Here is a 25366-nt window from a genome sequence, read left to right on the forward strand (position 1 = left end):
CGTGACGGCGCCTGGGCCACCGCCAACGTCGACATCTCCGCCTTCGCCGGGCAGAGCGTCCGCATCCTGGTCGAGGCCGGTGACGCCTCCGGCGCCTCCCTGGTCGAGGCCGGCATCGACAACGTGAAGATCACCAAGCAGTAGTCCCGTCCGTTCCCGGGGCGTCCGCGTCGGCGGGCGCCCCGGCCCTTCTCCGCGGCCACGTCGTTTCCGGGGGCACCTCTTTTTCGGGATGACCTCGTGGCCGGTGGGCGGGGATCCTTCCCCCGGGCGATCCGCGGGTGATCCCCGGGCGATCCACGGGGGCGGGGCACGGGTCCTCAGGCGCGGCAGATCAGCTCGCCGTGCAGCAGCGACAGCCAGCCGTCCGGCTCCCCGGCCCACTCCAGCCACCCCTGGGAGACGCGGCGCAGATCCTCCTCGGTGGCGACGCCCGAGGTGAGGACCTGGCGGGCCATGTCGGAGCGCAGCACCCGCTCGGCCCACATGCCGCCCCACCACGACCGGTCCTCGGGCGTGGCGAAGCACCAGGTCGAGGAGGTGGCCGTGACGTCGGCGAACCCCGCCCGGCGCGCCCACGACAGCAGCCGCCGCCCGGCGTCGGGCTCGCCGCCGTTGGCCCGCGCCGCCGTCCGGTAGAGGTCGAGCCACTCCGTCAGCGCGGGCACCTCGGGGAACCAGGTGAACGCGGTGTAGTCGCTGTCGCGTACCGCCACGATCCCGCCCGGCCGGCACACCCGGCGCATCTCGCGCAGCGCCCCCACCGGGTCGCCGACGTGCTGGAGCACCTGGTGGGCGTGGACCACGTCGAAGGTGTCGTCGGGGAACTCCAGGGCGTGCACGTCCGCCACCGCGAACGCGATGCCGTCCTGCCCCCGGCGCGCGGCCTCCGCCCGCGCCAGGCCGAGCGCCTCCTCGCTCACCTCCACCGCGGTGACCCGGCCGGGCGCGACGCGCGCGGCCAGGTCGGCGGTGAGGGTGCCGGGCCCGCACCCCACGTCCAGCAGGCTCATGCCCGGCCTCAGATGCCCGAGCAGGTACGCCGCCGAGTTCTCCGCGGTACGCCATCGGTGGGACCTGAGCACGGACTCGTGGTGTCCGTGGGTGTAGACGGCGTTCGTGCCTGTCATGGGGACCTCTCCCTCGTCGGCGATCGCTCCGACCGTAACAGAGGTCTCATATTTCAAGAAGAATCGTCTCACATGATGGTCATGGTGGCGAGGTGGTCTCAGAGGCGGAACTCCAGGTCGGGAACGATCTCGGCGACGTCCATCTGGGCCTTCTGCAGCCTTCCCGAGTGGTCCCAGTTCATCGACTGCCACCGGGTGAACTGGTCGAGGACCCACATCCCGGACTGACGGCTCCCGTTCCCGGACCTGCCGTTGCCGCCGAACGGCAGGTGGGCCTCCGCGCCGGAGGTGGAGTTGTTGACGCTGACCATGCCCGCGCCGATCCCCTCGCGGAAACGGAAGACCGAGGCGGGGTCGGTCGTGTAGATCGAGCAGGAGAGCCCGTAACCGGGCAGGTCGGCCAGGTGGAGCGCCTCCTCCAGGGTGGTGAAGGAGGTCACTCCGACGATGGGGCCGAAGGTCTCCTCCAGGAACAGCCGGTCGTCGGGACGGACGCCGTCCACGACCACCGGGTGGTAGTAGAGGCCGCCCTCCCCGGTGAAGTCGCCGCGCGGGCTGTCGGCGGTGATCCGGCCGACCGGGCCGGAGACGACCCTGTGGTGCGGCAGGATCCAGCCCAGGTACTCCTCGTAGCGGTCGGCGAACCTGCGCTCCAGCAGCGGGCCGCACAACACGTCCCCGGACGGGTCGCCGATCGCGGCCCCGGCCACGGCACGGGCGTACCGGTCCAGGAACTCGTCGTGGACGCTCTCGTGCACGATCACCGTGCCGAGCGAGGTGCAGCGCTGCCCGGCCGTGCCGAAGCCCGCGAACAGCGCGCCCTCCACGGCCAGGTCCAGGTCGGCGTCCGGCATCACGACCATCGGGTTCTTGCCGCCCAGCTCCAGGCAGGGGGACTGCAGGTGGCGCCCGCACAGCTCGCCGACGGCACGTCCCACCTCGGTGGATCCGGTGAACCCGACCTTGTGCACCGTGCCCTCGGCCAGCGCCGCCTCCAGGCCCTCGAACGTCGTGGCGCCGTCGGCGAGGACCAGGTTCAGCACGCCGTCCGGCAGACCGGCCGCCTCGAACAACCGGTAGAGCGCGTGCGCCGAGGCCGCCGCGTACTCGGCGGGCTTCCACACCACGGCGTTGCCGCAGAGCAGCGCCGGGACGAGGTACCACGACGGCACCGCCACCGGGAAGTTGCCGGCGGTTATCACCGCGGCCACCCCGACGGGGACCCGGAAGGTGAACAGGTTCTTGTCCGGCATCTCCGAGGGGACCGTCTGCCCGTACAGCCTCCGGCCCTCGCCGAGGAAGAAGTCACAGGTGTCGACGATCTCGCGGACCTCGCCCAGCGCCTCGGCGTACGGCTTGCCGATCTCGCGGGTGACCAGGCGGGCCAGTTCGACGGCGTTGGCCTCCACCAGGCGCCCGATGGAGGCGATCACCCGCCCCCGGACGGGCGCCGGGACGCGCGCCCACTCCCTCTGCGCGGCGGCGGCCGTGCGGCACGCGGAGGAGAACGTGCCCGGGTCCGCCAGCCGGACCCGGGCCACCACCTCGTCCAGGTGGGCCGGGTCGACCGACTCGTAGGTCACACCGCTGGACGTTTCTTTTCCGCCGATGACGGAGACGATCTCGCTGGTCACCTTCGACCTCCCGGTATGGACGTGTAACCGCATTCTCCCCACGCGGGAAGAGGGCGTCACATCGGGCGGGAACGTCGGGGCGGGGGTGTCGTCAGATCATGCGGAAGTCGGCGAAGTCGAAACCGGGGGAGACCACGCAGCTCACCAGCACCCCCTCGTCGCCCGCGGGCCGGGCCGCCTGCCAGGTGCCTCCGGGCACCAGGACCTGCGGCAGCTGGCCCTCCTCCACCAGGGGACCCAGGGTCACGGTGGTGGCGGGCACCCCCTCGTGACCGCCGAGGACGAGCGTCAGCGGACCGCCCCGGTGCCAGAACCAGATCTCGTCGGAACGGACCACGTGGGGACGTGACTCCTCGCCGGGCTGAAGAAGGAAATAGATCCCGGTGGCCGTGGCCCGGACCCCGTCGTATCCGGGAGGGGTGAGCTCGGCGGAGGTCCGCCAGGTCTCGCGGAACCAGCCGCCCTCGGGATGCGGCAGCAGATCGAGGGCCTCGGCGAGCGGAGGTCGGGAAGGCATCGTCACAGACGGATTCTAGGGATCGCGGACGACAGTACGTCACGTCGCGGAGCGCGTCCCGCGGTCCTGCCGCGGCATCGGACGTTCCGCGGCACGGTGCGTCCCGGGACCCGTCCCGCGGGCGGGGACGGCCTGGTGGAGATCGATGTGGTTTTGTCGGCAAGGTTGGCTAGCGTTCGCTGCGTGATCGAACGGTGGAACCGGGATCAGGTGCTGGCGCTCGCGCCCGACGCCTCCTCCCAGAAGGCAGCCCACGGAGTCTCCTCTCCCGCCAAGTGGTCGGGGACGGGGGTCGGTGCCGACGCGCTGTGGGGCGAGTGCAAGGGCAGCGGCTCCAAGCCCTACCGGGCGTGCGTCGACCTGTCCGAGCCCGCCTACAAGTGCACCTGTCCGAGCAGGAAGTTCCCGTGCAAGCACGCGCTGGGCCTGTTGCTGCTCTGGTCGGCCGACGGTGTCCCCGCCGCCGACGAACCCGCCGACTGGGTGGGCGAGTGGCTGGACGGGCGGCGCGGGCGAGCGGCCAAGGCGGCCGAGGCCGGAGCGGCCCGAGCGGCCAGGTCCGCCGAGGCGGGGCCCGCCGACGGCCGCAGGGCCGACCGGCGCGAGCAGCGCGTGACCGCCGGTCTCGCGGATCTGGAACGCTGGCTCGCCGACCAGATCAGGCAGGGCATCGCCGGATCCCGGCGCCACGACCAGTGGGACGCCCTGGCCAAGCGCCTGGTCGACGCCCAGGCCCCCGGGGTGGCGGGCTCGCTCTCCCGGCTGGGCGCCACCCTGGACGGCGACGACTGGCCGGCCCGACTCCTCGGCGAGTACGCGCTGCTGCACCTGCTCTGCGTGGCGCACCGCCGTCTCTCGGCGTCCCCGGAGTCCCCGGAGTCCCCAGCGCCTTCTGCGGACGGCGCCGACGGCGCCGGTGACGCCTTCGCCGGGGCGGACGCCGGGGGAGCGGTGCCCGCAGGGCTCCTGCAGCGGGTACGCGACCGGGTCGGCTTCTCGATGACCAAGGAGGAGGTGATCGCCGGCGGCACCGTCCGCGACCGGTGGGACGTGCTGGGACGGCGTGACGAGGAGAACGACAGGCTGACCGCCCGCAGGGTGTGGCTCCGTGGCCGCGAGACCGGCAGGGTCGCGCTGGTACTCTCCTTCGCACCGGCCGGGCAGGCCCTGGACGCCTCCCTGGTCACCGGCACGACCGTCGACGCCGACCTGGCGTTCTATCCCGGCTCGGCTCCGCTGCGCGCCGTGGTCGCCGCCCGTCACCGGACGATCCGTCCCGGGGCCGGTTCCGTGGAGGCCCGTCCCGATGGTGCCGGGGCCGGTTCGAACGGGGTCGGTTCGAACGGGTCCGACGCGGTCCGTCCCGGTGCGGCCGGGACGACGGCGTCCGGGCCTGAGACGCCCGGCACGACGGCGCCCGGCACGACGGCGGCGGGGGGTGAGGACGTGGGAGCGGGCCCGCCGCCCGGCACGAGCGTACGGGCGGCCCTCGACCAGGTCGCCGAGGCGCTGGCCGGTGATCCCTGGCTCGACTCCTGGCCCGTGCTGCTGGAGGGGGTGGTCCCCGCAGGGAACGACCTGCGGTTGCTGACCGGCCCCTCCGGGGGGCTCGCCCTCCACCCGTCGGTGGGAACCCCCTGGCGGCTGGCCGCCGTCTCCGGCGGTCACCCCGTGACCGTCGCCGCCGAATGGACCCCCAGGGGCTTGCGCCCCCTGACGACCTGGGACGAGGAAGGCAGGGTGATCGTCCTGTGAACGCCTCCGCCGAATGGGAGGACCTGGTCTCCACCGCGCTCGTCGGGACCGACCGGCGCCCGATCCCCGGGCAGGCCGCGAGCGAGGTCGAGCTGCTCGAACGCGCGGCCGTGCACACGCTGCGGACGCGTGCGGGACGGCGGCCGGTCACCGGGGTGGAGCCGCCGGCCACGGCGGCGCCCGAGGAGCAGCCCGTGATCCCGCCCGCAGCCGCCGACCGGTTCGCCGGCCTTGTGGAGGGCAAGGGGCCGAAACTGCTCGACGAGTGGCTTGAGGCGGCCGCGGGGCGCGGTTACCGGCTCTCCCCGCACCTGCTGCCCAGGCTCCTCGACCACGCCGCCAAGGACAGGTCGATCCGGCCGCACGTCGGTGTGCTCGCCGGGAATCGGGGCCGCTGGCTGGCCGGTCTCAACCCGTCCTGGAAGTTCCTGCTGGAGGAGGTCACCTCCGCCGCCGTGACCGGGTTCGACGGTGACGAGGTCTGGGAGCTCGGCACCTCCGGGGACCGCCGCGTCTACCTGTCCGCGCGACGGGCGGCGGACCCGGCCGGGGCCAGGGAACTGCTCGCGGCGGCCTGGGAGAAGGAGACGCCCGCCGACCGGGAGGCCTTTCTCAAGGTCCTCGCCGACGGCCTGTCCGACGACGACGAGCCCTTCCTGGAGGCCGCGCTCGACGACCGCCGCCGCGAGGTCCGCAACGAGGCCGCCTACCTGCTCAGCAGGCTTCCGGACTCGCGCCTCGGGCAGCGGATGGCCGAACGGGCCGCGCGCCACCTGTCCGTCAAGCCCGGCAGGATCCTCGGGGGCGGGAAGATACTCGTCACCCCGCCCGAGACCTGTGACGCCGCGATGGAACGCGACGGCATCCGGGCGAAGCCCCCGCACGGCACCGGTGAGAAGAGCTGGTGGCTCCAGCAGCTGGTGGCCCGCACCCCGCTGGCCGTCTGGACCCGGCTGTTCGGAGCCTCGCCCCGCGACATCGTCCGTATGAAGGTCGTCGACTGGCGCCGGGAGGTCGTGGCCGGATGGGTCAGGGCCGCGGTCGTACAGGGCGACCCGGCGTGGGCCCGCGAGCTCTTCCTCGACGACCCGCTCGCCGACCTGCTCGCGGTGCTGCCCCCGGTGGAGCGTGAGGCCGTGGCGGTGGACTTCGTCCGTCACCACGCCGACCGGCACGGACGGCTGGTCGACCGCCTGGTGGGCGTTCCCGCCCCCTGGGGTCCCGACCTGACGCTCGCCGTGCTGGAGAAGATCCTCAAGCTCTCCTCCGGCAACCAGTCCTGGTACGTCGGCGAGGTCACCAGACTCGCCGGGGAGCGCGTCGATCCGGCCCTGCACGACATGGCCGCGCGTTTCTCCCCCGAACCCCCCATCCAGGAGGTCGCCGCCCTCCTGCGTTTCCGTGACGACATGTTGAAGGAGCTGCAGTAGTGACAACGGTTCTGCGGGCCCACGCCGAAGACCAGTACGCCGAGGAGCTGGCGATCCTGGCCAAGAGCGACGACCGGACCCGCCCGCCGGGGTGGAAACTGTCCCCCTGGGCGGTGACGACGTACATCCTCGGTGACGGCGACCAGATCACCCCGAAGTACATCGGGCCGCGGCGCATCGTCGAGGTGGCGGTGGCGACGCTCGCCACCGACCGCGCGCTGCTGCTGCTCGGCGTGCCCGGCACGGCCAAGACCTGGCTGTCGGAGCACCTGGCCGCCGCGATCAGCGGCGACTCCACCCTGCTGGTGCAGGGCACCGCGGGCACCGCCGAGGAGGCCGTCCGCTACGGCTGGAACTACGCCCGGCTGCTGGCCGAGGGCCCGTCCATGGAGGCGCTCACCCCCAGCCCGGTGATGCGGGCGATGGCCGAGGGACGGCTCGCCCGCGTGGAGGAGCTGACCCGCATGCCCTCCGACGTGCAGGACGCGCTGATCACCGTGCTCTCGGAGAAGACGCTGCCGATCCCCGAGCTCAACCGGGAGGTGCAGGCCTCGCGCGGGTTCAACGTGATCGCCACCGCCAACGACCGCGACCGCGGCGTCAACGAACTGTCGAGCGCGCTGCGCCGCCGGTTCAACACCGTCGTGCTGCCGGTCCCCGCCACCGCCGAGGAGGAGGTGGACATCGTCTCCCGCCGGGTGGGCCAGCTCGGCCGCTCCCTGGAGCTGCCCGAGACCCGTACCGGTCTGGAGGAGATCCGCCGCGTGGTCACGGTCTTCAGGGAGCTGCGCACCGGCGTCACCGAGGACGGCCGTACCAAGGTCAAGTCTCCCAGCGGCACGCTCAGCACCGCCGAGGCCATCTCCGTCCTCACCAACGGCATCGCCCTGGCGGCGCACTTCGGTGACGGCGTGCTGCGCCCGTCCGACGTGGCCGCGGGCATCGTCGGCGCCGTGATCCAGGACCCGGTCTCCGACCGTGTCGTCTGGCGCGAGTACCTGGAGACCGTGGTGCGCGAGCGCCGCGACTGGCGCGACTTCTACCGGGCCTGCCGTGACGCGGGCTGAGGCGATGCTCCCCCCGAAGGGCGTCCCCACGACCTCGGTGCGGGTCCCCGCGGCGGCCGGATGGTGCCGATGAGCGTCTCCGTGCTGGGAATCCGGCACCACGGCCCGGGGTCGGCGCGCTCCCTGCGCGACGAGCTCGAGCGGCTCGCGCCGGACATCGTGCTCATCGAGGGCCCGCCCGAGGCGGACGGGCTGGTCGAGCTGGCACGCGACCCCGACCTGCGGCCGCCGGTCGCGCTGCTCGCCCACGTGCCGGGTGAGCCGTCCAAGGCCGCGTTCTGGCCGTTCGCGGAGTTCTCCCCCGAGTGGCAGGCGATCCGTCACGCGCTCGGGGCGGGCGTCCCGGTCCGGTTCTGCGACCTGCCCGCCGTGCACAGCCTCGCCTCCCGGCCCGGCGAGCCCGGCGACGCGAGCCCGGACGCGGGTCCTGGTCCGGGTCCTGGACCAGGTCCGGGATCGGCCGAACCGGAGCGGACGGATCCCGGGACGGCCGGGGACACGGAGGACAAGGACGACAAGGACGACAAGGAGGAGGGCGCCGAGAGCCCTGGGGGTGTCACGGATCCTGAGGGCGCCGGGGGCGACACCGGGGACGCGGTGCCCGGGGGAGAGGGGGACGGCGGGGACGGCGGGGACAGGGACGCCGCTCCGGAGACGGTACGGATCGACCCGATCGGAGCCCTGGCCCGCGCCGCCGGGTACGACGACCCCGAACGCTGGTGGGAGGACGCGGTCGAGCACCGCGGCGACACCCCGTTCCACATGATCGCCGAGGCCATGGAGGCCGTCCGCGAGGGCCACTCCGCCGACGAGTACGAGGCGCGGCGCGAGGCGTTCATGCGGCGCACGATCCGCAAGGCGGTCAAGGACGGCTTCCAGCGGATCGCCGTGGTCTGCGGGGCGTGGCACGTCCCCGCGCTGACGGGCACCTCGCGCGAGGGGGCGGCCTGGGGAGCCGGGCTGCCCACCGCGAAGGCCGACGACGCGCTGCTCAGGGGACTGCCCAAGGTCAAGGCCGAGATGACCTGGGTGCCGTGGACGTACGGGCGGCTGGCCGCCTGGAGCGGGTACGGCGCGGGCGTCACCTCCCCGGGCTGGTACCACCACCTGTTCACCTCCCCGGACCGTCCGGTCGAGCGGTGGCTGACCGGAGCGGCCGGGGTGCTGCGGGAGGAGGACCTGCCGGTCTCCTCCGCCCACGTCATCGAGGGGGTACGGCTCGCCGAGAGCCTGGCCGTGCTCAGGGGACGGCCGCTGGCCGGGCTGGCCGAGGTGACCGAGGCGGTCAGGGCGGTGCTCTGCGAGGGCGACGACCTGCCGGTGGAGCTGATCCAGCGGCGCATGGTCGTGGGGGAGCGCCTCGGCCAGGTGCCCGACAGCACCCCGATGGTCCCCCTGCAGCGCCACCTGCGCGAGGAACAGCGCAGGGTGCGCCTCAAGCCCGAGGCCCTCGACCGCGAGTACGATCTCGACCTGCGCAAGCCCCTCGACCTGGAGCGCAGCAGGCTGCTGCACCGGCTGCGCCTGCTCGGCATCGACTGGGGCACCCCGCAGCAGAGCCGCAGCAAGGGCACCTTCCGCGAGTCGTGGTCGCTGGCCTGGCGGCCCGAGTTCGACATCGACCTGATCGAGGCGAGCGCCTGGGGCACGACCGTCCCGGCCGCAGCCGCCGCCCGCGTCCGCGACCTCGCCGACGGGGGAACGGCGCCGGTCACCCGGTCCGGCGCGTCCGGCACGCTCCCCGGATCGGCACCCGGTCCCGGAGGCGCGGGCCCGTCGGGTGCGGGTCCGGGGGGCGGGGGAGCGGGCGGGCCCGGTGGCAGGGCGTCCGGCGGGGTCACCCTGGCCACCCTCACCGGCCTGGTGGAGCGCTGCCTGCTCGCCGACCTGCCCGAGGCGCTGCCCCACGTCCTCGACGCCCTGTCGGAACGGGCGGCGCTGGACGGCGACGTCACGCACCTGATGGCCGCGCTCCCGGCCATGGTCCGCGTCCAGCGCTACGGCGACGTGCGCGGCACGCCCGCCACCGGCCTGACGGTCATCGTCGAGGCCATGCTCACCAGGATCTGCGTCGGTGTCGGCGGTGCCGTCACCGGCCTCGACGACGACGCGGCAAAGGACCTGCTCGGGCACATCGACGCCGTGCACGCCGCCGTCGCCCTCCTCGACACCGACCCGGCAGGCTCCGCGAACTCCGCGGGCTCGGCCGGTTCCACGGGCTCGGCCGCCTCCCTCGGTGCCACGGGTTCCGGGACGGCCGTCGACACGGACCTCACGGCTCCCGAGGGCCCTGCGGGTTCTGCGGATTCCGCGAACCCCACGGACCCGACGGACCCGACGGACCCCGCAGGCTCCGCAGGGGCCGGTCCGGCCGGTTCCCCGGGTGCCGACGGTCCCGAGGAGCGGGTCAACGGTTCCGGGGAGCGGGTCGCCGGAGCGGAGGAGGCGCCGAGAGCGCGGTGGCTGGCGGCGTTGCGCGCGGCCTCGGGCCGTGCCGACCTGCACGGCCTCATCGAGGGACGGCTCACCAGGATCCTGCTGGACGCCGGAGACCTCGACACGACCGAGGTGGACCGGAGGATGTCGCGCGCGATGTCGGCCGGGCACCCTCCGGCCAGGGCGGCCGCGTGGGTCGAGGGCTTCCTGTCGGGCGGTGGGCTGTTGCTGGTCCACGATCCGCGACTGCTCGGGCTGGTCGACGCCTGGCTCACCGGGCTCGCCCCGGAGACCTTCGTCGACGTCCTGCCGCTGCTGCGCAGGACGTTCGGTGCCTTCGCCGCCCCGGAACGCCGCTCGATCGGCTCGCGCGTCCGCTCGCTGGGCACGGGCACCGCCGACCGGGCACCGGAGGCGGAGGACTTCGACGAGGAGCGCGCGGCACCGGCCGTGCGGACCGTACTGGCGATCCTGGGAAGGACGGGACGGACCGATGGATGAGAGGCTGCGCCGCTGGCGGATGGTCCTGGGCGGCGACGCAGACGGCACCGGCTGCTCGCTGACCGGGACCGACGCCCAGATGGACGGTGCCCTGGCCGCCCTGTACAACGGCGGCGGCGCGGGGGCGGGTGAGCGGAGCGGAGGTCTGGGCGCCTCCGCGCCCAGGGTGGCGCGCTGGCTGGGCGACATCCGGTCCTACTTCCCCTCGACCGTCGTCCAGGTCATGCAGAAGGACGCGGTCCAGCGGCTGAACATGACCCGGTTGCTCATGGAGCCGGAGATGCTCGAGGCCGTCGAGCCCGACGTCCACATGGTCGGCACGCTGCTGTCGCTCAACCGGGTGATGCCGGAGAAGGCGCGCGAGTCGGCCCGGGCCCTGGTCCGCAAGGTCGTCTCCGAGCTGGAGCGGAAGCTCGTGCAGAAGACGAAGGCCGCGGTGACCGGGGCGCTGGACCGCTCGGCCCGGACCCACCGGCCCAAGCGGGTCGCCGACATCGACTGGGACCGCACGATCCGCGTCAACCTGAAGAACTACCTGCCCGACCGCAACACCGTGATCCCCTCCAGGCTCGTCGGGTACGGCAGGCGGCAGCGGGCGGTCCAGCGCGAGGTCGTGCTCTGCATCGACCAGAGCGGGTCGATGGCCGCCTCCGTCGTCTACTCCAGCGTCTTCGGCGCGGTCCTGGCCTCGATGAGCTCGCTGAGGACCTCGCTGGTCGTCTTCGACACGGCGGTGGTCGATCTCACCGACCAGCTTCACGATCCCGTGGAGCTGTTGTTCGGCACCCAGCTCGGCGGCGGCACCGACATCAACCGGGCCATCGCCTACAGCCAGGGTCTCATCACCCGTCCCACTGATTCGATCTTCATTCTGATCAGTGACCTCTACGAGGGCGGGGTGCGCGAGGAGATGCTCCGCAGGGTCGCCCAGATGACCGCGGCCGGGGTGCAGGTGATCGTGCTGCTCGCGCTCTCGGACGAGGGCGCGCCCTTCTACGACCACGACAACGCCGCGGCGCTCGCCGCCATGGGGGTGCCGGCCTTCGCCTGCACACCGGACGCCTTCCCCGACCTGATGGCGGCGGCGATCGAGCGTCGCGACGTCGGCCAGTGGGCCGAGCGGGCGCTGGGGCGCAGCGCCGGGTGATCGTTGGCGCCGGGTGATCCTTCCGGGCGGCCGGGGCCGGGCGTTCACCCGGTGCCGGCGCCGGCGCCGATGACCCGCCCGGCCAGCACGACCAGCCATCGGCCGCACGCGCATCGCGCGTACCGGACGGTTCCCTCCGAGGTGTGGTGGGTGGACGCCGGAACGGCGGCCGGCCGCCCGCACGAGGGGCAGGCGGGCCGCCGTCCGGTCGAGATCTCGTCTGTCATACGTCCAGCGTGCTGTAAGCGGTTAATACACCTCAACCATTACAGCGGTACGACTTACCCCTTACATCGCCGCCGGTGTCGGATACCGGGGCCGGGTGCCGGGTGCCGAGGCCGGATGCCGGGTGCCGGTTCAGCGCGGTGTCTGCTGGTGGAAGACCAGCCTCCAGCCGTCCTGGCGGCGCGCGTACAGGCTGCTCATCAGGGCCGAGTACGGCGGGGCGCCGTCGCGCCGGGCGAGGACGCCGTAGGTGACCAGCGCGGTGTCGGTCGTGGGGTGGGACACGCGCGGGTCCTGAAGCTCGTAGGAGGACCAGGGCCGCCCCGACATGGCCTTCACGATCGCCGCCCGGTCGTCGAGCACCATGCCGCCGGGCAGCAGCATGACGACCGTGCGGTCGAGGATCCGCTCGTAGAACCCGGTGGCGGCCTCCGGGGTGGAGGAGAGCGCCTGCCAGCCCTGCCTCTCAAGGTCGATCATGTCGTCCCGTGTCACTCTTCGTCTCCGTCCTCTCCTGCCGCCCGGGCCGTCCGGCCCCTCCCAATGAAGATCATTTTTATGGTACGATGCGTATGTCATGACACGTCATGACGACACCACCGCCATTCTTCCCACCGACGCCGAGCTGCTCCCCGCGGCCTACGTGGACGCGTTCAACTCGGGGAACGCCGAGCGCCTGGACGGCCTCTACGAGGACGCGAGCGTGCTCGTCCCCTCCCCGGGCCATCCGGCCACCGGTGCGGAACGGGCCGCCGCCGACCGCCATCTCCTCGGTTTCGGCCTGCCGATCGACGCCCGGCTGCGGCACGCCTACGTCGCCGGAGACGTCGCCCTGCTCGTCGTCGACTGGTCCCTTCGCGGTACGGGCGCCGACGGCCACGAGGTCCACCTCGGGGGAACCGCGGCCGACGTCGCGCGACGGGGGCCGGACGGGCTGTGGCGCTACGCCGTCAACAACCCCTTCGGAACCGGCCGGGCCCCGCACTGAGCCCCATCGGTCCCTGGTGACGGCAGAGGCCCCCTGCCCGGCCGTCACCTCGGTGTGATCGCCGGCCCCGCTCACCTCGACCGGCTCTACCTGGTGATCACCGGCGGCCGGGCGCGACGACCGCGACGCGTACGACGAACACGACCACGACGCGTACAAGGCGTGCGACGACCACGACGACCACGACGCGTACGACACGTGCGACGACCGTGACGACCACGACGCGTACGACGGGGCGGGGCGGGGTCCCGCGACGGTCAGGGATCCACCGTCGCGCGCATGCGCAGCAGGAAGTCGCGCTCGGCCGCGTTGCCGACGAGGTCGAGCGCGGCGTCGTACGCCCGGGTCGCCTCGGAGGCGCGGCCCAGGCGCCGCAGCAGATCGGCCCGGACGGCGTGGAACAGGTGGTAGCGGCCCAGGTCGAGACCGTCGACCAGGTCGAGCGCAGCGCCCGGTCCCTCGACCTCGGCCACCGCGACCGCGCGGTTGAGGGCCACCACCGGTCCCGGCGCGAACTCCAGCAGCCGGTCGTACAGGGCCAGGATCTGCCGCCAGTCGGTGGCGGCCGCGATCGGCGCGTCCGAGTGCACCGCGTTGATCGCCGCCTGGATCTGGTACGGGCCCGGCAGGCCGCGCCGCAGGCAGCGCCGGACGATGGCCTGCCCCTCGGCGATGAGCTCCCGGTCCCACAGGCTCCGGTCCTGGTCGGCCAGGAGCACGAGGTCGCCGCCGGGGGTGACGCGGGCGGCCCGACGCGACTCGGCGAGCAGCATGAGCGCGAGCAGTCCCAGCACCTCGGGCTCGTCGGGCATCAGCTCGGCCAGCAGCCGTCCCAGGCGGACGGCCTCGGCGCACAGGTCCTCGCGGACCAGCCGGTCGCCCGTGCTGGCCGTGTGCCCCTCGGTGAAGACGAGGTAGACCACGGCCAGCACGGCCCGCAGGCGATCGGGCAGCTCGGCCTCGGCGGGGATCCGGTAGGGGATCCCCGCTTCGCGGATCTTGTTCTTGGCCCTGACCAGCCGCTGGGCCATGGTCGGCTCGGGGACCAGGAACGCGCGCGCGATCTCGGCCGTGGTGAGCCCGCCCAGCAACCGCAGCGTCAGCGCGACGCGGGCGCCGGTGGAGAGCGCGGGATGGCAGCAGGTGAAGATCAGCCTCAGCCGGTCGTCGCGCACTGGGCCCTCCTCGACGGGTTCACCGGGGGTGTGCAACAGGGCCGCCTGGGCGTGCCGGTCCTGGCGGGTGGCCTCCCGGCGCAGCCGGTCGATCGCCCGGTTGCGGGCGGTGGTGATGATCCACCCCGCCGGGCTCGGGGGAGGGCCGGTGACCGGCCACCGCCGTACCGCCTCGGTGAACGCGTCCTGGACCGCCTCCTCGGCGAGGTCGATGTCACCGAGGTGGCGGATCAGTACGGCCACCGCGCGGCCGTACTCCCGGCGGAACACGCCTTCGATCTGCTCGGCGGACGGGCCCGTCATGGCGGAGGTCAGTCCTCGGCCTCGCCCTCGAGGGGACGCACCTCGACCGGGAGCGTGGTCGCGCCGGCGAGCTTGCGTCCCCATTCCAGGGCGGCGTCGAGATCGGGTGCCTTGATGACGGTGAACCCGCCGATGTGCTCCTTGCCCTCGGTGAACGGGCCGTCGGTGGTCAGCGCCTCACCGTCACGGACCCGCACCACGGTGGCCGAGCTCGCCGGATACAGCCCTCCGGCGAAGACCCACGCCCCCGCCTCCTTGATCTCCCGCTCCACGGCCCCGACGTCCCGCATGATGGGCTCCAGTTCACCGGACGGCAGGGTGCCGTCGGGCTGGTACACGCTGAGCAGATACTGCTTCATGGTCGATCCTCCTGGTTCTCGCGGCCACCGGCGCCACCACCCCCCGGTGGCGGACCCCGTCGCCGCCGGGCACGGCACGGTGCCGGCCCCTCACCTCCTACACGAACGGTCCTCGCCCGGATCGACATCGCACGCGGGAGAACCGGAATTTTTTCCGTACGGCCCGCGCGGCCCGTCCGTCCGGCGCGGTCCACGCGTTCCCGGTGGGCCCGACGGGGTGCACCGGGGCATGCCGGGGCCCGCCCGCGCTCGCAGGCCACCGAGAGCACCGAGAGCACCGGAGCACCGAGAGCACGGGGGCGTCGGAGCACCGAGGGCGTCGAGGGCACCGAGGGCGTCGAGAGCACCGGGGCGTCGGGGAGGACCCCGGTCACGAAGGCGGTGCCGAGCACGGGTGGTCGGCGGCGCCCTGGTCGAGGAGGTCCTCGTACACGCCGACCTTGTGGTTGATCAGGTCCATGCACCGCGAAAGGCCGTCGATCTGTGCCATCACCCGCTCCCTGTGCAGGCGCAGCAGGGCGAGCCGCTCCTCCTCGTTACCGGTTCCCTGCCGGACGAACTCGGTGTAGCGGCGGATGTCGGGCAACGGCATGCCCGAGGCGCGCAGGACGATGCACAGGGTCAGCCACTCCACGTCGCCCTCACCGTAGACGCGACGCCCGCCGGGGCCGCGCCGTACCGGATCGATCAGGATGCCCTCGCGCTCGTAGAAACGCAGGGCGTGGACGCTCAGTCCCGTGCGCTCGGCGACCTGCCCGATGCTCAAACCCGGTGTGACATCCCGCATGCCGTCCAGGATACGGACTTGATCTGGAGTCGACTCCAGCTCCTAGGATGCGGACTCGAGCGGCCCTTACGTCACGGTCATCGCGGGGCGCGACGGCGACGGCGCCGACGGGCACGCCGGGCACGCCGGGCACAGGGCCGCCGCGTTCTCGTCGCCGGGTACGGCCCCGACCGTCCCGGCACGTCCTCACCGGCACCCGCCGGACGTCAGCAAGGGAGCCTGACCATGCGCTACCGCATTCTCGGCGGCACCGGCATCGAGGTGAGCGTCCACTGCCTCGGGACCATGATGTTCGGCGCGGTCGGCAACGCCGACCACGACGACTGCGCCCGCATCGTCCACGCCGCGCTCGACCGGGGGATCAACTTCGTCGACACCGCCGACATGTACTCGGCGGGGGAGTCCGAGGAGATCCTCGGGAAGGCGCTGAAGGGGCGCCGCGACGACGTCGTGCTCGCCACCAAGGTGCACTTCAGGATGGGCGAGGGGCCCAACCGGAGCGGCAACTCGCGTCGCTGGATCCTCAGGGAGGTCGAGGAGAGCCTCAGGCGCCTGCGTACCGACTGGATCGACCTCTACCAGATCCACCGTCCCGACCGCTCGACCGACATCGAGGAGACGCTCTCGGTGCTGAGCGACCTCGTCCGCCAGGGGAAGATCCGCGCCTTCGGCTGTTCGAGCTTCCCGGCCGAGGAGATCGTCGAGGCGCACCACGTCGCCGAGCGCCGCGGCCTGCAGCGCTTCAGGACCGAGCAGCCGCCCTACTCCCTGCTCGCCCGGGGCGTCGAGGCCGACGTGCTCCCGGTCTGCGGGCGGTACGGGATGGGGGTGCTGACCTGGAGCCCGCTCGCCTCGGGCTTCCTGTCCGGCGCGTACCGCAGGGGGCGGCCCGTCGACCTGTCCACCGGCCGTCCCGCCCTGACCCCGGCGCGCTTCGACCCCGCCCTCCCGGAGAACGCCGCCAAGTTCGACGCCCTCGAGAAGCTGGTCGCCCTCGCGGAGGACCTGGGCTGCTCGCTTCCCGCGCTCGCCGTGGCCTTCGCCGCGGCGCACCCCGCCGTCACCTCGGTGATCACGGGGCCGCGGACCATGGGGCACCTGGAGGAGCTGCTGAAGGGCGCCCCGCTCACCCTCGACGACGCCACCCTCGACCGGATCGACGAGATCGTCCCGCCCGGGACGAACCTGTACCCCCCGGACGGTGCCTGGCGCCCGCCGTCGCTGGCCGACGCCGCGCTGCGACGGCGTCCGCTCACGGAACGCGCCGCCGGGTGAGGCCGGCCGCCGGTCCCGCGCGGGCCGCCCGTCCCGCAGGGGACGTCGCTCCTGCAAGGGCCGCCGGTCCTACGGGAGGGGACCGGGACGCCGGTCCTACGACCAAGGGCCGAACCAGGGGCCCGATGACGGGTGCCGGGCACCGGCCGTACCGTCTATCCCATGGTTAGCACGACGATCGAAGAACGCCCTGCCGGAATATTCGCCCCCCGCTACCGGGCGCTGACGGTCGGGACGGTGGCCCTGATCACCCTGGCGGCCTTCGAGTACCTGGCCGTGGCCACCGCCATGCCGGTCGTGGCCGCCGAGCTGAACGGCCACGCGCTGTACGGGCTGGCGTTCAGCGGGGCGCTGGCGGCCGGGGTGGTCGCGACCGTGCTGGGCGGGCGCTGGGGTGACCTGGCCGGGCCGGTCGCGCCGCTGTGGACCGGGGCGGGGGTCTTCGCGGTCGGGCTGATCCTGGCCGGGGTCGCGCCGACGATGGACGTGTTCATCGCGGGCCGGTTCGTCCAGGGCTTCGGCGCGGGCATGCTCCAGGTGGCGATGTACGTCCTGGTCTCACGGGTCTACCCCGCCGAGCTCCACCCCCGGGTGTTCTCGATCTTCGCGACCGCCTGGGTGGTGCCCTCCATGGTGGGACCCGCGATCACCGGCGTCGTGGTGGAGAGCGTCGGCTGGCGCTGGGTCTTCTACGGCGTGGCGGTGATCCTCCTGCCGGCCGCGCTGCTGCTCTGGCGCGGGCTGGCCTCGGCGCCGATGTCGGACCAGCCGCCCGTCCCCGCCCGCGCCTCGATCGCGTGGAGGCTGGGCTGGGCGCTGCTCGTCGCGGTCGGAGCAGCCCTGATGCAGTACGGCGCGTCGCTCATGCAGTACGGGGGCGCGACGCGCGGTGCCGGGCTCGTCCTGATCGTCGCCGGTCTGGCCGTGCTGGCCGCGGCGCTTCCCCGGCTGCTGCCCACGGGGACCCTGCGCGCCGCCCGCGGGCTGCCCTCGGTGATCTCCCTGCGCGGCATCGCGGCGGGTGCGGTCATCGGCGGTGAGGCGTTCCTGCCGCTGATGCTCAGGGACGAGCGCGGCCTGTCGCTGACCATGGCCGGGCTCGTCCTGACCGGCGGTGCGCTGAGCTGGTCGTTCGGCTCGTGGGTGGTGGGCCGCAGGCGGTTCGAGCGCGTCCCGCTGCTGCGGTTCGGCATGCTGCTGATCACCGTGGGCCTCGTGATGATGGGCCTGACCGTCTTCGCGGCCGTCCCGATCGCCGCGGCCTTCGCCGGTGAGATCGTGCTGGGGCTCGGCATGGGCGTCGTGTACCCGACGCTGTCGGTGCTCGTCCTGGAGCTGTCGCCCCCGGGACAGGAGGGGGAGAACAGCGCGTCGCTGGGGGTCGCGGAGTCGGTCTACACGGTCGTGTCGGTCGCGGTCGCCGGCGCGCTGCTGGCGGCCCTGGGCACCCTCGGAGCCGTCTACCTGCTCTGCTTCGCGCTGGTGGCGCTGCTGGCGGCCGGCGGGATCCTGGTGTCGGGACGGGTCAGGACCTGACACCTTCCCGGTCCCGGTCCCGGTCCCGGCCCTGACCCCGGTTCCCGCCCGGGTCCCGGTCCCGTCTCGGGTTCCTGCTCCCGCCTCGGGTCCCTGTCCCGATCATGGGCCCGGACCGGGATCCGGGTGGGGGTCGCTTTCTCCCCTTTCTCGCCGGCCCGTCCGCCCCCGGCCCCGGTTCCGGATTTCCCCGGCCACGGGGGATGTCCGTGGGTCCGCGTGGCACCATGGGGAAGAACGCCGACCTTCCCGGTGTTGAACGGAGTCCCGCCCTAGGGCGGGATTCGTGTTTTCAGAGCTCGGAGTCCTCCGAGCTCGGAGAGACCGAGGGGGGTCCATGCCGCGTGTCCGTGATCTCGAGGTGTTCCGGTTGATCCTGCCGTACGGCAGGCGGCCGGAGAGCATCCTCGTCCGGCTCACCGACTACGGCGGCATGACCGGGTGGGGCGAGGTCGTCGACGCCGACCCCAAGACCTGGGTGTCGCTGGAGGAAGGGCTCGGCCAGGCGTTGATCGGCCTGGACTGGGAGCACCCGGACGAGCTGGGCCGGATCCCCGGGGGGTCCGCGGCCGACATGGCCTGCTGGGACCTGTGGGCCAGGATGCGCGGGGTGCCGCTGGCCCACGCGCTCGGCGGTACCCGCACCTCCCTGATGGCCACCGTCAGGATCGGCGCCGAGCGCAACCTGGACAGCCTGGTCGCGAGGGTGAACCGGCACGTCTGCGCCGGATACGCCCACGTCACCCTGGACGTCCATCCCGGCTGGGACGTCGAGCCGCTGCGCGCCGTCCGCCAGGCGTACCCGGTGCTGGGCATCGCCGTGGACGCGCGCGGCGCCTACACCGGCATCGACGCGCTGGCGGCGCTCGACGCCTACACGCTCTCCGCGATCGAGCGTCCCTTCGCCGGTCCCACGGGCCTGGCCGACCACGCCGACCTGCAGGAACGGGTCGCCGCGCCGGTCCTGCTGGAGGTCTCCTCCGCCGCGGAGCTGGAAGAGGCGATCACCGTGCGGGCCGGCCGGGCGCTGCTGCTCCGCCCGGCGGCCCTGGGGTCCCTGCGCGAGGTGCGCCGGGTGCACGACCGCGCGGTGGAGGTCGGCTGGGAGATCGCCTGCGCCGGTGGCCGCGGCACCGGGCTGGCCCGCGCGGCCACCGTCGCCGCCGCCAGCCTGCCCGGTTGCGGCCTGCCCTGCGACGTGGCCGAGCCGCCGCGCAGCGCCCAGATCGTCGACCCGCCGGTCGGGGCCTCGGGTGGCGTGGTGGCCGTGCCGCTCACCCAGCCGGGCCTGGGCCACCGCATCGACGAGGACCGGGTCCGCCGCCTGGCCAAGGAGTCGTACGCCGTCTGAACGGGCGTACCCCCCCTTGGACCGGGCGTCTCCCTCACACGGGGCCGACGGGAGCGGACCCCCGTCCATGTGCCCGCTCCGGGACGGGACGGGACGAGCGGGCCGCCCCGGAGCCGCCCCCGAGCCGTCCCGAGCCGTCCGGGGACCTCTAGGGACAGGCCGGCGTCGTGAAGACCACGCCGTCCAGGAAGTTGCCGGCCCCCTGGCTGCCGCCCGCGGCCGACACCGAGTCGAAGGCGAACCGCGTGACGGTCTGCCCCGCGGGCACGACGTACACGCCGGTGTAGTGGCCCCAGGCGGTGTTGCCGTCGGCGATGTCCGGGGACGAGGCGCCGGTGGGGACCTGGGCCACGGTCGCCCCCGGCGCGCCGATGAGCACCCGCATCACGTCGGTGCCCTGGCGCCCCCGGTGGTACAGCGACCAGGTCATCCGCGTCCCCGGGACGGTGGGCAGGTCCTGGTAGAGCGTGGAGACCTGGTTGGCGTTGAGCTCGGCGAACTGCCGGCCGTCGGCCGCGGGGACGGCGACGCTCCCGCCCCCGGTCTGGCCGCTGCGCCAGAACTCCAGCCGGTTGTCGGTCGCGGTGGTGCGCCAGCCGACGCCCGGGTTCGACGAGGCGTCCGGGACGGCGCTGTCGATCGTGGCCACCGGCGGTGCCTCGAAGCCGCCGTTGACCAGGTCGACGGGCGTGTAGGTGCACGGGATGGTGATCGTGACCCTGGCGGTGGCGGTCCCGCAGGCCGTGGTGACGGTGTAGGCGAAGTCGTCGGTGCCGGTGAACCCGGCGGCGGGCGTGTAGACCACGTCGCGGCCGGAGATCGTCGCGGTGCCGTTGGCCGGCGGGTTCAGGCCGGTGATCGTCGGTGCGGCCGCGGTGTCGTTGGCCAGGACGGGCACCCTGACGGCCGTGCCCGGCGCGGTGGAGGCGGTGTCGTCGGCGGCCCGGGTGGGTGAGATGGACTGCCCGCTCACGATCTGGATCGGGGGAGCGGGAGCGTTGGCTCCCAGCTGGCCGGGAGCGGACAGGACGCTGCTGATCCCGGTCGGCCGGATGGTCATGGAGCCCCCGACGGTGCCCTGCCTGACCTGGAAGGTGATGACCTTCGCCGGCGGGTCGGCCTTGGTGCCCTGCGAGGGGATCGACAGGACGCTGCCGACGACGGCGCCGGCCCCGGACTGGCCGACGATGTCGGCGTAGGCCAGCAGCGACGACAGGTCCCACGTGGTGGTGTAGCGGCTGACCAGGAACGGCCACCGGGCCGTGCGGTGGGCCAGCGTGAGGGTGAAGGTGCCGCCCGGCGCGATCCGCCCGCCCCACAGGGGCGGGGAGGTGTCGACCGAGACCGACCCGCCGCCCAGCCTCATGCCGAACGCGTTCTTCCAGTAGTACTCGACGGGGTAGGTCGCCCGTCCCTGCTGCACACAGGGCGTGACGGCGGCTCGCGCGGTGGCGGCGGCGTGCGCGCCGGTGCCGGCCGCGGCCGGTGCGCCCGATGGGGCGAGCAGCGTCGACAGGGCGCAGGCCGACGCGATGAGCGCGGAGGTGAATCGTCGTGGCACCAACTCTGGACTCCCGTTCTGTCGTGAGGGATGCCCTCCTGGATCATCCACTTCAGAACGGAGATTACTCTCGGTGACGATCGTGTCGCGTCAGGTGCCCGCGTACCGCGTTTCACGCGACACGCGGGACGAACGCCCTCCTTGAGCGACAATCCCGATGTGAGCGGATGTTCCAGGCGATCGCTTCTCCGGCTCGGCGGGGTCGCCGCGGCCGGGGCGCTGATCCCGGCGGAGGTCGCGCGCGTCCCGGGCCGGTCCTCGCCCGCGGCGGACGCCCCGCCCGTGGCCCGCGCGGCGTCCGGGCGGGACGACGTCTTCGCCCTGCTGCGCCGCCGGTGGCGGGACGTCACGGCCGGGTCGGGGTTCGACGCCTCGGCCGAGCCCTACCGGACCCGGCTGGCGGGGCTGGGAAGGACCGCGGCCCGGTACCGGGACACCATGGCGCCGGCCGGCGCGTCGCTCTGGCCGGGCCTGGCGTTCCCCTCCTTCACCGCCACCCCGGAGCGACTGCGGACCATGGCCCGCGCGTACGCCCTGCCCGGGACCGGGCTGACCGGCGACGCCGGCCTGGCCGCGGCCGTGGCCGCCGGGATCGACCACTACCGGAGCCGGGTGTACGCCGCGGGCGCGGAGGCGGCGGGCAACTGGTGGAACTGGCAGATCGGCGTCCCACGCAGGCTCCTCGACGCGGCCGTGCTGATCGGCCCGCACCTGACCGAGCGGGAGGGCGGGCCGCTGCGGCAGGCGGCGGAGCACTTCGTGCCCGCGTGCCTGCTGCGCGACTACGAGGGCACCAGCACCGGCGCCAACCGGGTGGACCTGTGCGTGGTGACGCTGCTGCGCGCCCTCGTGGGATCCGACCCGGGCGGGGTCGCGCTGGCCGCCTCTGCGCTCTCCCCGGTCTTCCCCCACGTCGAGGAGGGCGACGGCTTCCACCGGGACGGCTCGTTCCTGCAGCACACCTTCGTGCCCTACCAGGGCGGGTACGGGGCGGTGCTGCTGTCGGGCCTGGCGACCCTGTTCGCGGTGCTGCGCGGATCACCGTGGGAGATCACGGATCCCCGCCGGCAGGTCGTCTTCGACATGGTCGAGAGGTCGTTCGCGCCGTTCGTCCACGACGGTCTCTGCATGGACCTCGTCTCCGGCCGCGGGATCGGCAGGCGGCCGTACGGCGACCACGACCGGGGGCGCAGGATCGCCCTGTCGATCCTGCTGCTGGGCGAGTCGGCGTCGGCGGCCGAGCGGGCCCGCTGGCGGTCCACGGTCAAGGGGTGGGCGCTGCGGGAGACCCACCGGCCCATGCTCGCCGCGGCCGAGACCGAGGACCTGGGAGCCCACGCCCGCCTGGCCGCGGTGCTGGACGACGACGCGGTCCCCGCAGCGGCCGAGCCCGCCGGGCACCGGCTCCTGGCGAGCAGCGCCCGCGCCGTCCACCGCAGACCCGGCTGGTGCGCGGGCCTCAGCATGGCCTCGGACCGGATCGGCCACTACGAGCACGGCAACGGCGAGAACCCGCGCGGCTGGCACACCGGCTCGGGAATGCTCCACTGGTGGGGCCGCGGCCACGGCGACCAGTACTCCGACTCCTTCTGGGCCACGGTCGACCCCTACCGGCTGCCGGGCACGACCGTCTCCACCCGGCGGCTCGCGGACGGCGCCGGACCGGCCTGGGGCGACACCTGCCCGCCGGTCCGCTGGGTGGGCGGCGCCACCGACGGCGTGTACGCGGCGGTCGGCCAGCACCTGAACGGCTTCGAGAGCACGATGCGGGCGTTCAAGTCCTGGTTCTTCCTGGACGACGCCGTGGTCTGCCTGGGGGCGGGCATCACCGCCGAGGACGGCGTACCGGTCGAGACCGTCGTGGACAACCGCAGGACCGGCGCGCGCCTGACCGTGGACGAGGCGGCGGGCTGGGCGCACCTGGAGGGGCACGGCGGCTACGTCCTTCCCTGCGCCTCCGGCCTGCGCACGCTGCGCGAGAGGCGGGTCGCCGAGGGGGCGCGGGCGGGGGGAGCAGCGCGCGACTACACGACCCTGTGGTTCGACCACGGCGTCGATCCCGTCTCGGCCGGTTACCTCTACCTGCTCCTGCCGGGGGCGAGCCTGGCCGCGACCCGGTCCCGGGCCGCCGACCCCGGCCGGGTGCGGGTGCTCGACAACACCGCCCGGCGGCAGGGCGTGCGGGTCCCCTCGCTCGGCCTGACCGCCGTCGTGTTCTGGGACGCCGGGGCCGCCGGCGGCCTGGCCGCCTCCGCCCCGTGCGCGCTCCTGGTCCGGGAGACCGGCGACGGTACGGCCACGGTGACCGTGTCCGATCCGCGGCGCGACCTGGACACCCTGACCGTGACCTGGGACCGGCCGGTGACCGGGGTGCTGGACGGGCACGGAGTGCTGACGGGCGCCACGACCGGGGCCGGGCTCACGCTCGTCTTCGACCGCCCGGCCGCCTGGAGCGGGGACTCGGTCACGGTCACCGTACGGCTCGGCGGGAGGTCGCCGGGCGGCGGCCGGTGACGGCCGTGCGCGCGTGTTCCCGGAACCCGGGACGTGCGCTCAGCCGCAGCCCTCGCTGATGCCCTTGGGGGAGGCCGGGTCCGGCGTGGCCGTGGCGCTCGCCCGGGGGCGGGGCGTCCGGGTGGGCGCGCCGGTCGCGGTGCCGCCGGTGTCGGCGCTGTCGGCGGTGTCGGCGGTGTCGGCGGTGCTCCTGCCGGTCGGCCCGGTGGTCTCACCGGTCCGCGGGATGCCGGTGGCCGTGGTGGTGTCGGTGCCGTCGGTGCCGCCGGTGCCGCCGGTGGGGGTCCCCGGGGTGGCGGAGGGGGCCGCGGTGGCGGTGAGCGGGCGCCGCGGGGTGGCCGCGGAGGCACGCAGGGCCTTCGCGGTGATCTTGCGGATCTTGCTCCAGTCGGGGTAGCCGGTGTTGATCAGCGGCGGGACGAACTGGACGCTGGTCACCTTCGCGTTCTTCACCTTCAGCGCCAGCGGGACCAGGTGCTCCAGCATCGGGCGCGGGATGTCGGTCTTCAGCAGTTCCTTGGTGGCCAGCGCGACCCGGTTGAACCGGGACAGCACGGTCGCCGGATCCGACTGGGAGAGCAGGGCGCCCAGCACGCAGCGCTGGCGGCCCATCCGGGTGTAGTCGTCGCTGTTGGTCCGCGAGCGGGCGAACCACATCGCGTCGGCGCCGCGCAGCCGCCGGGTGCCCGCCTTGACCAGGCCCTCGTTGTACTTGCCGAAGACCACGTCCTGGGGGACGGTCAGCGTGACGCCGCCGATCGCGTCGATCAGCCGGGCGAAGCCCCACATGTTGACCAGGGCGTACCAGTCGATCTTCAGGCCCAGGGTGTAGCCGACCGTGTCGATGAGCGTCTTCGTGCCCTGGTGCCTGCGTCCCCCGAAGATCTCCGGGTGCGCGTCGGCGTACTCCCAGACCGCGAAGAGCAGGTCCTCGCGCGAGCCGTCCGGGTTGACGGGGAGGCGGAAGCCGTCGGGGAAGCGCTTCGCCATGGGCGAGCCCGGGACGAAGCGGACGTTCTCCAGGTTGCGCGGCAGGCTGAACAGCACGGTGTTGCCGGTCCGGACGTCCACGCTGGCCACGTTGATGCTGTCGGTGCGCACGCCCGCCCGGTGGGTGTCGGCGTCGCCGCCCAGCAGCAGGATGTTCACCCGGGAACGGCCGGCCCACGGGTCGTCCGCGTTCGCCGTGCCGCCGTCGCCGTTCGCGGGGCGGGGGGTGGACGGGGCGCTGAAGATGTCGTCCAGCGCCGACTGCGAGAACGCCGCGGACTGCCCGACGAAGCCGAAGGGCAGCAGCACGGCCACCGCGAGCAGCCCCGCCAGGCCCCCCGCGACGGCCTGCCCCGCGCCGGGGAGGCGGCCGGGGTTCATCACCGTGAACGAGTGCACGACCAGCGCGAACCAGGCCAGCCCGAGCACGGCCGAGGCCGCGATGACCGTGGTCACCTGGGAGGACGACGAGGCCAGCTGCCCGGCGAGGGCGCCCAGGTCGGAGGTGAGCGCCACCCAGAGCAGCGCCAGCAGCAGCACCGCGTACACCGACAGCAGGGTCAGGCCGGTCCTGCGCCATCCCGCGCGCAGGTGGGCCGCGCCCGGGACGACGGCGGACAGTGCCGTCCAGCCGATGACCGTGCCGACACCGGACGGCCGTGGTCTGTCCCGCACCCGCCCCCCG

Annotated in this window: 21 protein-coding genes; 10 read left to right on the forward strand and 11 right to left on the reverse strand. The window is 73.8% G+C overall.

The window, feature by feature from the left end:
* Positions 1-320: 320 nt before the first annotated feature.
* The 3 genes from ACZ6RT_RS24065 to ACZ6RT_RS24075 form a co-directional block, all read right to left on the reverse strand.
* Positions 321-1130, reverse strand: coding sequence for a class I SAM-dependent methyltransferase (locus ACZ6RT_RS24065; RefSeq protein ID WP_399193052.1), 810 nt, complete (start codon positions 1128-1130; stop codon positions 321-323).
* A gap of 98 nt (positions 1131-1228) precedes the next feature.
* Positions 1229-2764, reverse strand: a complete 1536-nt coding sequence (locus tag ACZ6RT_RS24070) for an aldehyde dehydrogenase family protein (protein ID WP_399193050.1) — start codon at positions 2762-2764, stop codon at positions 1229-1231.
* 91 nt (positions 2765-2855) lie between these two features.
* Positions 2856-3281, reverse strand: coding sequence for a cupin domain-containing protein (locus ACZ6RT_RS24075; RefSeq protein ID WP_399193230.1), 426 nt, complete (start codon positions 3279-3281; stop codon positions 2856-2858).
* A gap of 183 nt (positions 3282-3464) precedes the next feature.
* Between ACZ6RT_RS24075 and ACZ6RT_RS24080 the strand changes: the two genes are divergently transcribed.
* From ACZ6RT_RS24080 to ACZ6RT_RS24100, 5 genes are all read left to right on the forward strand, one after another.
* The gene (locus ACZ6RT_RS24080; RefSeq protein ID WP_470156230.1) at positions 3465-5036 is read left to right on the forward strand and encodes an SWIM zinc finger family protein; all 1572 of its coding nucleotides are present in this window, start codon (positions 3465-3467) and stop codon (positions 5034-5036) included.
* On the forward strand, positions 5033-6466 hold the full coding sequence (locus ACZ6RT_RS24085; RefSeq protein WP_470156232.1) for a DUF5691 domain-containing protein: 1434 nt from the start codon (positions 5033-5035) through the stop codon (positions 6464-6466). Before ACZ6RT_RS24080 ends, ACZ6RT_RS24085 begins: the two co-directional genes overlap by 4 nt.
* A complete protein-coding gene (locus ACZ6RT_RS24090; protein ID WP_399193044.1) occupies positions 6466-7533 on the forward strand; it encodes an AAA family ATPase in 1068 nt (355 codons plus the stop codon). Before ACZ6RT_RS24085 ends, ACZ6RT_RS24090 begins: the two co-directional genes overlap by 1 nt.
* Before the next feature lie 69 nt (positions 7534-7602).
* Positions 7603-10470: a DUF5682 family protein gene (locus ACZ6RT_RS24095; protein WP_470156234.1), complete on the forward strand. Its 2868-nt coding sequence runs from the start codon at positions 7603-7605 to the stop codon at positions 10468-10470.
* Positions 10463-11617 carry a VWA domain-containing protein gene (locus ACZ6RT_RS24100; RefSeq protein ID WP_470156236.1) on the forward strand — a complete coding sequence of 385 codons (1155 nt, stop codon included), beginning with the start codon at positions 10463-10465 and terminating at the stop codon, positions 11615-11617. Before ACZ6RT_RS24095 ends, ACZ6RT_RS24100 begins: the two co-directional genes overlap by 8 nt.
* Positions 11618-11661: 44 nt before the next feature.
* Here ACZ6RT_RS24100 and ACZ6RT_RS24105 read toward each other — a convergent pair whose 3' ends face one another.
* A complete protein-coding gene (locus ACZ6RT_RS24105) occupies positions 11662-11844 on the reverse strand; it encodes a hypothetical protein (protein WP_399193039.1) in 183 nt (60 codons plus the stop codon).
* Between the two features lie 130 nt (positions 11845-11974).
* Entirely contained in the window at positions 11975-12322 is a 348-nt protein-coding gene (locus ACZ6RT_RS24110) for a DUF4440 domain-containing protein (RefSeq protein ID WP_470156238.1), read from the reverse strand.
* A 97-nt stretch (positions 12323-12419) separates the two neighbouring features.
* On the opposite strand from ACZ6RT_RS24110, the gene ACZ6RT_RS24115 reads away from it, so the two are divergent.
* Positions 12420-12830 (forward strand): YybH family protein, encoded by a 411-nt coding sequence (locus tag ACZ6RT_RS24115; RefSeq protein ID WP_470156239.1) that lies wholly within the window; start codon positions 12420-12422, stop codon positions 12828-12830.
* A 97-nt stretch (positions 12831-12927) separates the two neighbouring features.
* On the opposite strand, the gene ACZ6RT_RS24120 is transcribed toward ACZ6RT_RS24115, so the two are convergent.
* From ACZ6RT_RS24120 to ACZ6RT_RS24135, 4 genes are all read right to left on the reverse strand, one after another.
* Complete coding sequence (locus tag ACZ6RT_RS24120) at positions 12928-13050, reverse strand: hypothetical protein (RefSeq protein ID WP_470156241.1); 123 nt, start codon at positions 13048-13050, stop codon at positions 12928-12930.
* Between the two features lie 37 nt (positions 13051-13087).
* Positions 13088-14308, reverse strand: a complete 1221-nt coding sequence (locus ACZ6RT_RS24125; RefSeq protein WP_470156242.1) for an RNA polymerase sigma factor — start codon at positions 14306-14308, stop codon at positions 13088-13090.
* An 8-nt stretch (positions 14309-14316) separates the two neighbouring features.
* The gene (locus ACZ6RT_RS24130) at positions 14317-14667 is read right to left on the reverse strand and encodes a YciI family protein (protein ID WP_470156244.1); all 351 of its coding nucleotides are present in this window, start codon (positions 14665-14667) and stop codon (positions 14317-14319) included.
* Positions 14668-15037: 370 nt separating this feature from the next.
* Positions 15038-15454 (reverse strand): MerR family transcriptional regulator, encoded by a 417-nt coding sequence (locus ACZ6RT_RS24135; RefSeq protein ID WP_470156245.1) that lies wholly within the window; start codon positions 15452-15454, stop codon positions 15038-15040.
* A gap of 225 nt (positions 15455-15679) precedes the next feature.
* On the opposite strand from ACZ6RT_RS24135, the gene ACZ6RT_RS24140 reads away from it, so the two are divergent.
* The 3 genes from ACZ6RT_RS24140 to ACZ6RT_RS24150 all read left to right on the forward strand — a co-directional run bounded on the left by ACZ6RT_RS24140 (position 15680) and on the right by ACZ6RT_RS24150 (position 19616).
* Entirely contained in the window at positions 15680-16729 is a 1050-nt protein-coding gene (locus ACZ6RT_RS24140; RefSeq protein WP_470156247.1) for an aldo/keto reductase, read from the forward strand.
* A gap of 162 nt (positions 16730-16891) precedes the next feature.
* Positions 16892-18265: an MFS transporter gene (locus ACZ6RT_RS24145; protein ID WP_470156249.1), complete on the forward strand. Its 1374-nt coding sequence runs from the start codon at positions 16892-16894 to the stop codon at positions 18263-18265.
* A 337-nt stretch (positions 18266-18602) separates the two neighbouring features.
* The gene (locus tag ACZ6RT_RS24150; protein WP_470156250.1) at positions 18603-19616 is read left to right on the forward strand and encodes an enolase C-terminal domain-like protein; all 1014 of its coding nucleotides are present in this window, start codon (positions 18603-18605) and stop codon (positions 19614-19616) included.
* Between the two features lie 148 nt (positions 19617-19764).
* On the opposite strand, the gene ACZ6RT_RS24155 is transcribed toward ACZ6RT_RS24150, so the two are convergent.
* The gene (locus tag ACZ6RT_RS24155; RefSeq protein ID WP_470156252.1) at positions 19765-21177 is read right to left on the reverse strand and encodes an Ig-like domain-containing protein; all 1413 of its coding nucleotides are present in this window, start codon (positions 21175-21177) and stop codon (positions 19765-19767) included.
* Between the two features lie 159 nt (positions 21178-21336).
* Between ACZ6RT_RS24155 and ACZ6RT_RS24160 the strand changes: the two genes are divergently transcribed.
* On the forward strand, positions 21337-23691 hold the full coding sequence (locus ACZ6RT_RS24160; RefSeq protein WP_470156254.1) for a polysaccharide lyase 8 family protein: 2355 nt from the start codon (positions 21337-21339) through the stop codon (positions 23689-23691).
* A gap of 39 nt (positions 23692-23730) precedes the next feature.
* Here ACZ6RT_RS24160 and ACZ6RT_RS24165 read toward each other — a convergent pair whose 3' ends face one another.
* Complete coding sequence (locus tag ACZ6RT_RS24165; RefSeq protein ID WP_470156256.1) at positions 23731-25356, reverse strand: LCP family protein; 1626 nt, start codon at positions 25354-25356, stop codon at positions 23731-23733.
* Positions 25357-25366 lie beyond the last annotated feature (10 nt).

This window comes from Streptosporangium sp. NPDC050148 (assembly GCF_055586505.1).

Coding starts and splice junctions, on each gene's coding strand:
- ACZ6RT_RS24065 (WP_399193052.1), bottom strand. CDS start 1,130: ATGACAGGCACGAACGCCGTCTACACCCACGGACACCACGAGTCCGTG.
- ACZ6RT_RS24075 (WP_399193230.1), bottom strand. CDS start 3,281: ATGCCTTCCCGACCTCCGCTCGCCGAGGCCCTCGATCTGCTGCCGCAT.
- ACZ6RT_RS24095 (WP_470156234.1), top strand. CDS start 7,603: ATGAGCGTCTCCGTGCTGGGAATCCGGCACCACGGCCCGGGGTCGGCG.
- ACZ6RT_RS24100 (WP_470156236.1), top strand. CDS start 10,463: ATGGATGAGAGGCTGCGCCGCTGGCGGATGGTCCTGGGCGGCGACGCA.
- ACZ6RT_RS24105 (WP_399193039.1), bottom strand. CDS start 11,844: ATGACAGACGAGATCTCGACCGGACGGCGGCCCGCCTGCCCCTCGTGC.
- ACZ6RT_RS24110 (WP_470156238.1), bottom strand. CDS start 12,322: ATGATCGACCTTGAGAGGCAGGGCTGGCAGGCGCTCTCCTCCACCCCG.
- ACZ6RT_RS24115 (WP_470156239.1), top strand. CDS start 12,420: ATGACACGTCATGACGACACCACCGCCATTCTTCCCACCGACGCCGAG.
- ACZ6RT_RS24125 (WP_470156242.1), bottom strand. CDS start 14,308: ATGACGGGCCCGTCCGCCGAGCAGATCGAAGGCGTGTTCCGCCGGGAG.
- ACZ6RT_RS24130 (WP_470156244.1), bottom strand. CDS start 14,667: ATGAAGCAGTATCTGCTCAGCGTGTACCAGCCCGACGGCACCCTGCCG.
- ACZ6RT_RS24135 (WP_470156245.1), bottom strand. CDS start 15,454: ATGCGGGATGTCACACCGGGTTTGAGCATCGGGCAGGTCGCCGAGCGC.
- ACZ6RT_RS24140 (WP_470156247.1), top strand. CDS start 15,680: ATGCGCTACCGCATTCTCGGCGGCACCGGCATCGAGGTGAGCGTCCAC.
- ACZ6RT_RS24145 (WP_470156249.1), top strand. CDS start 16,892: ATGGTTAGCACGACGATCGAAGAACGCCCTGCCGGAATATTCGCCCCC.
- ACZ6RT_RS24150 (WP_470156250.1), top strand. CDS start 18,603: ATGCCGCGTGTCCGTGATCTCGAGGTGTTCCGGTTGATCCTGCCGTAC.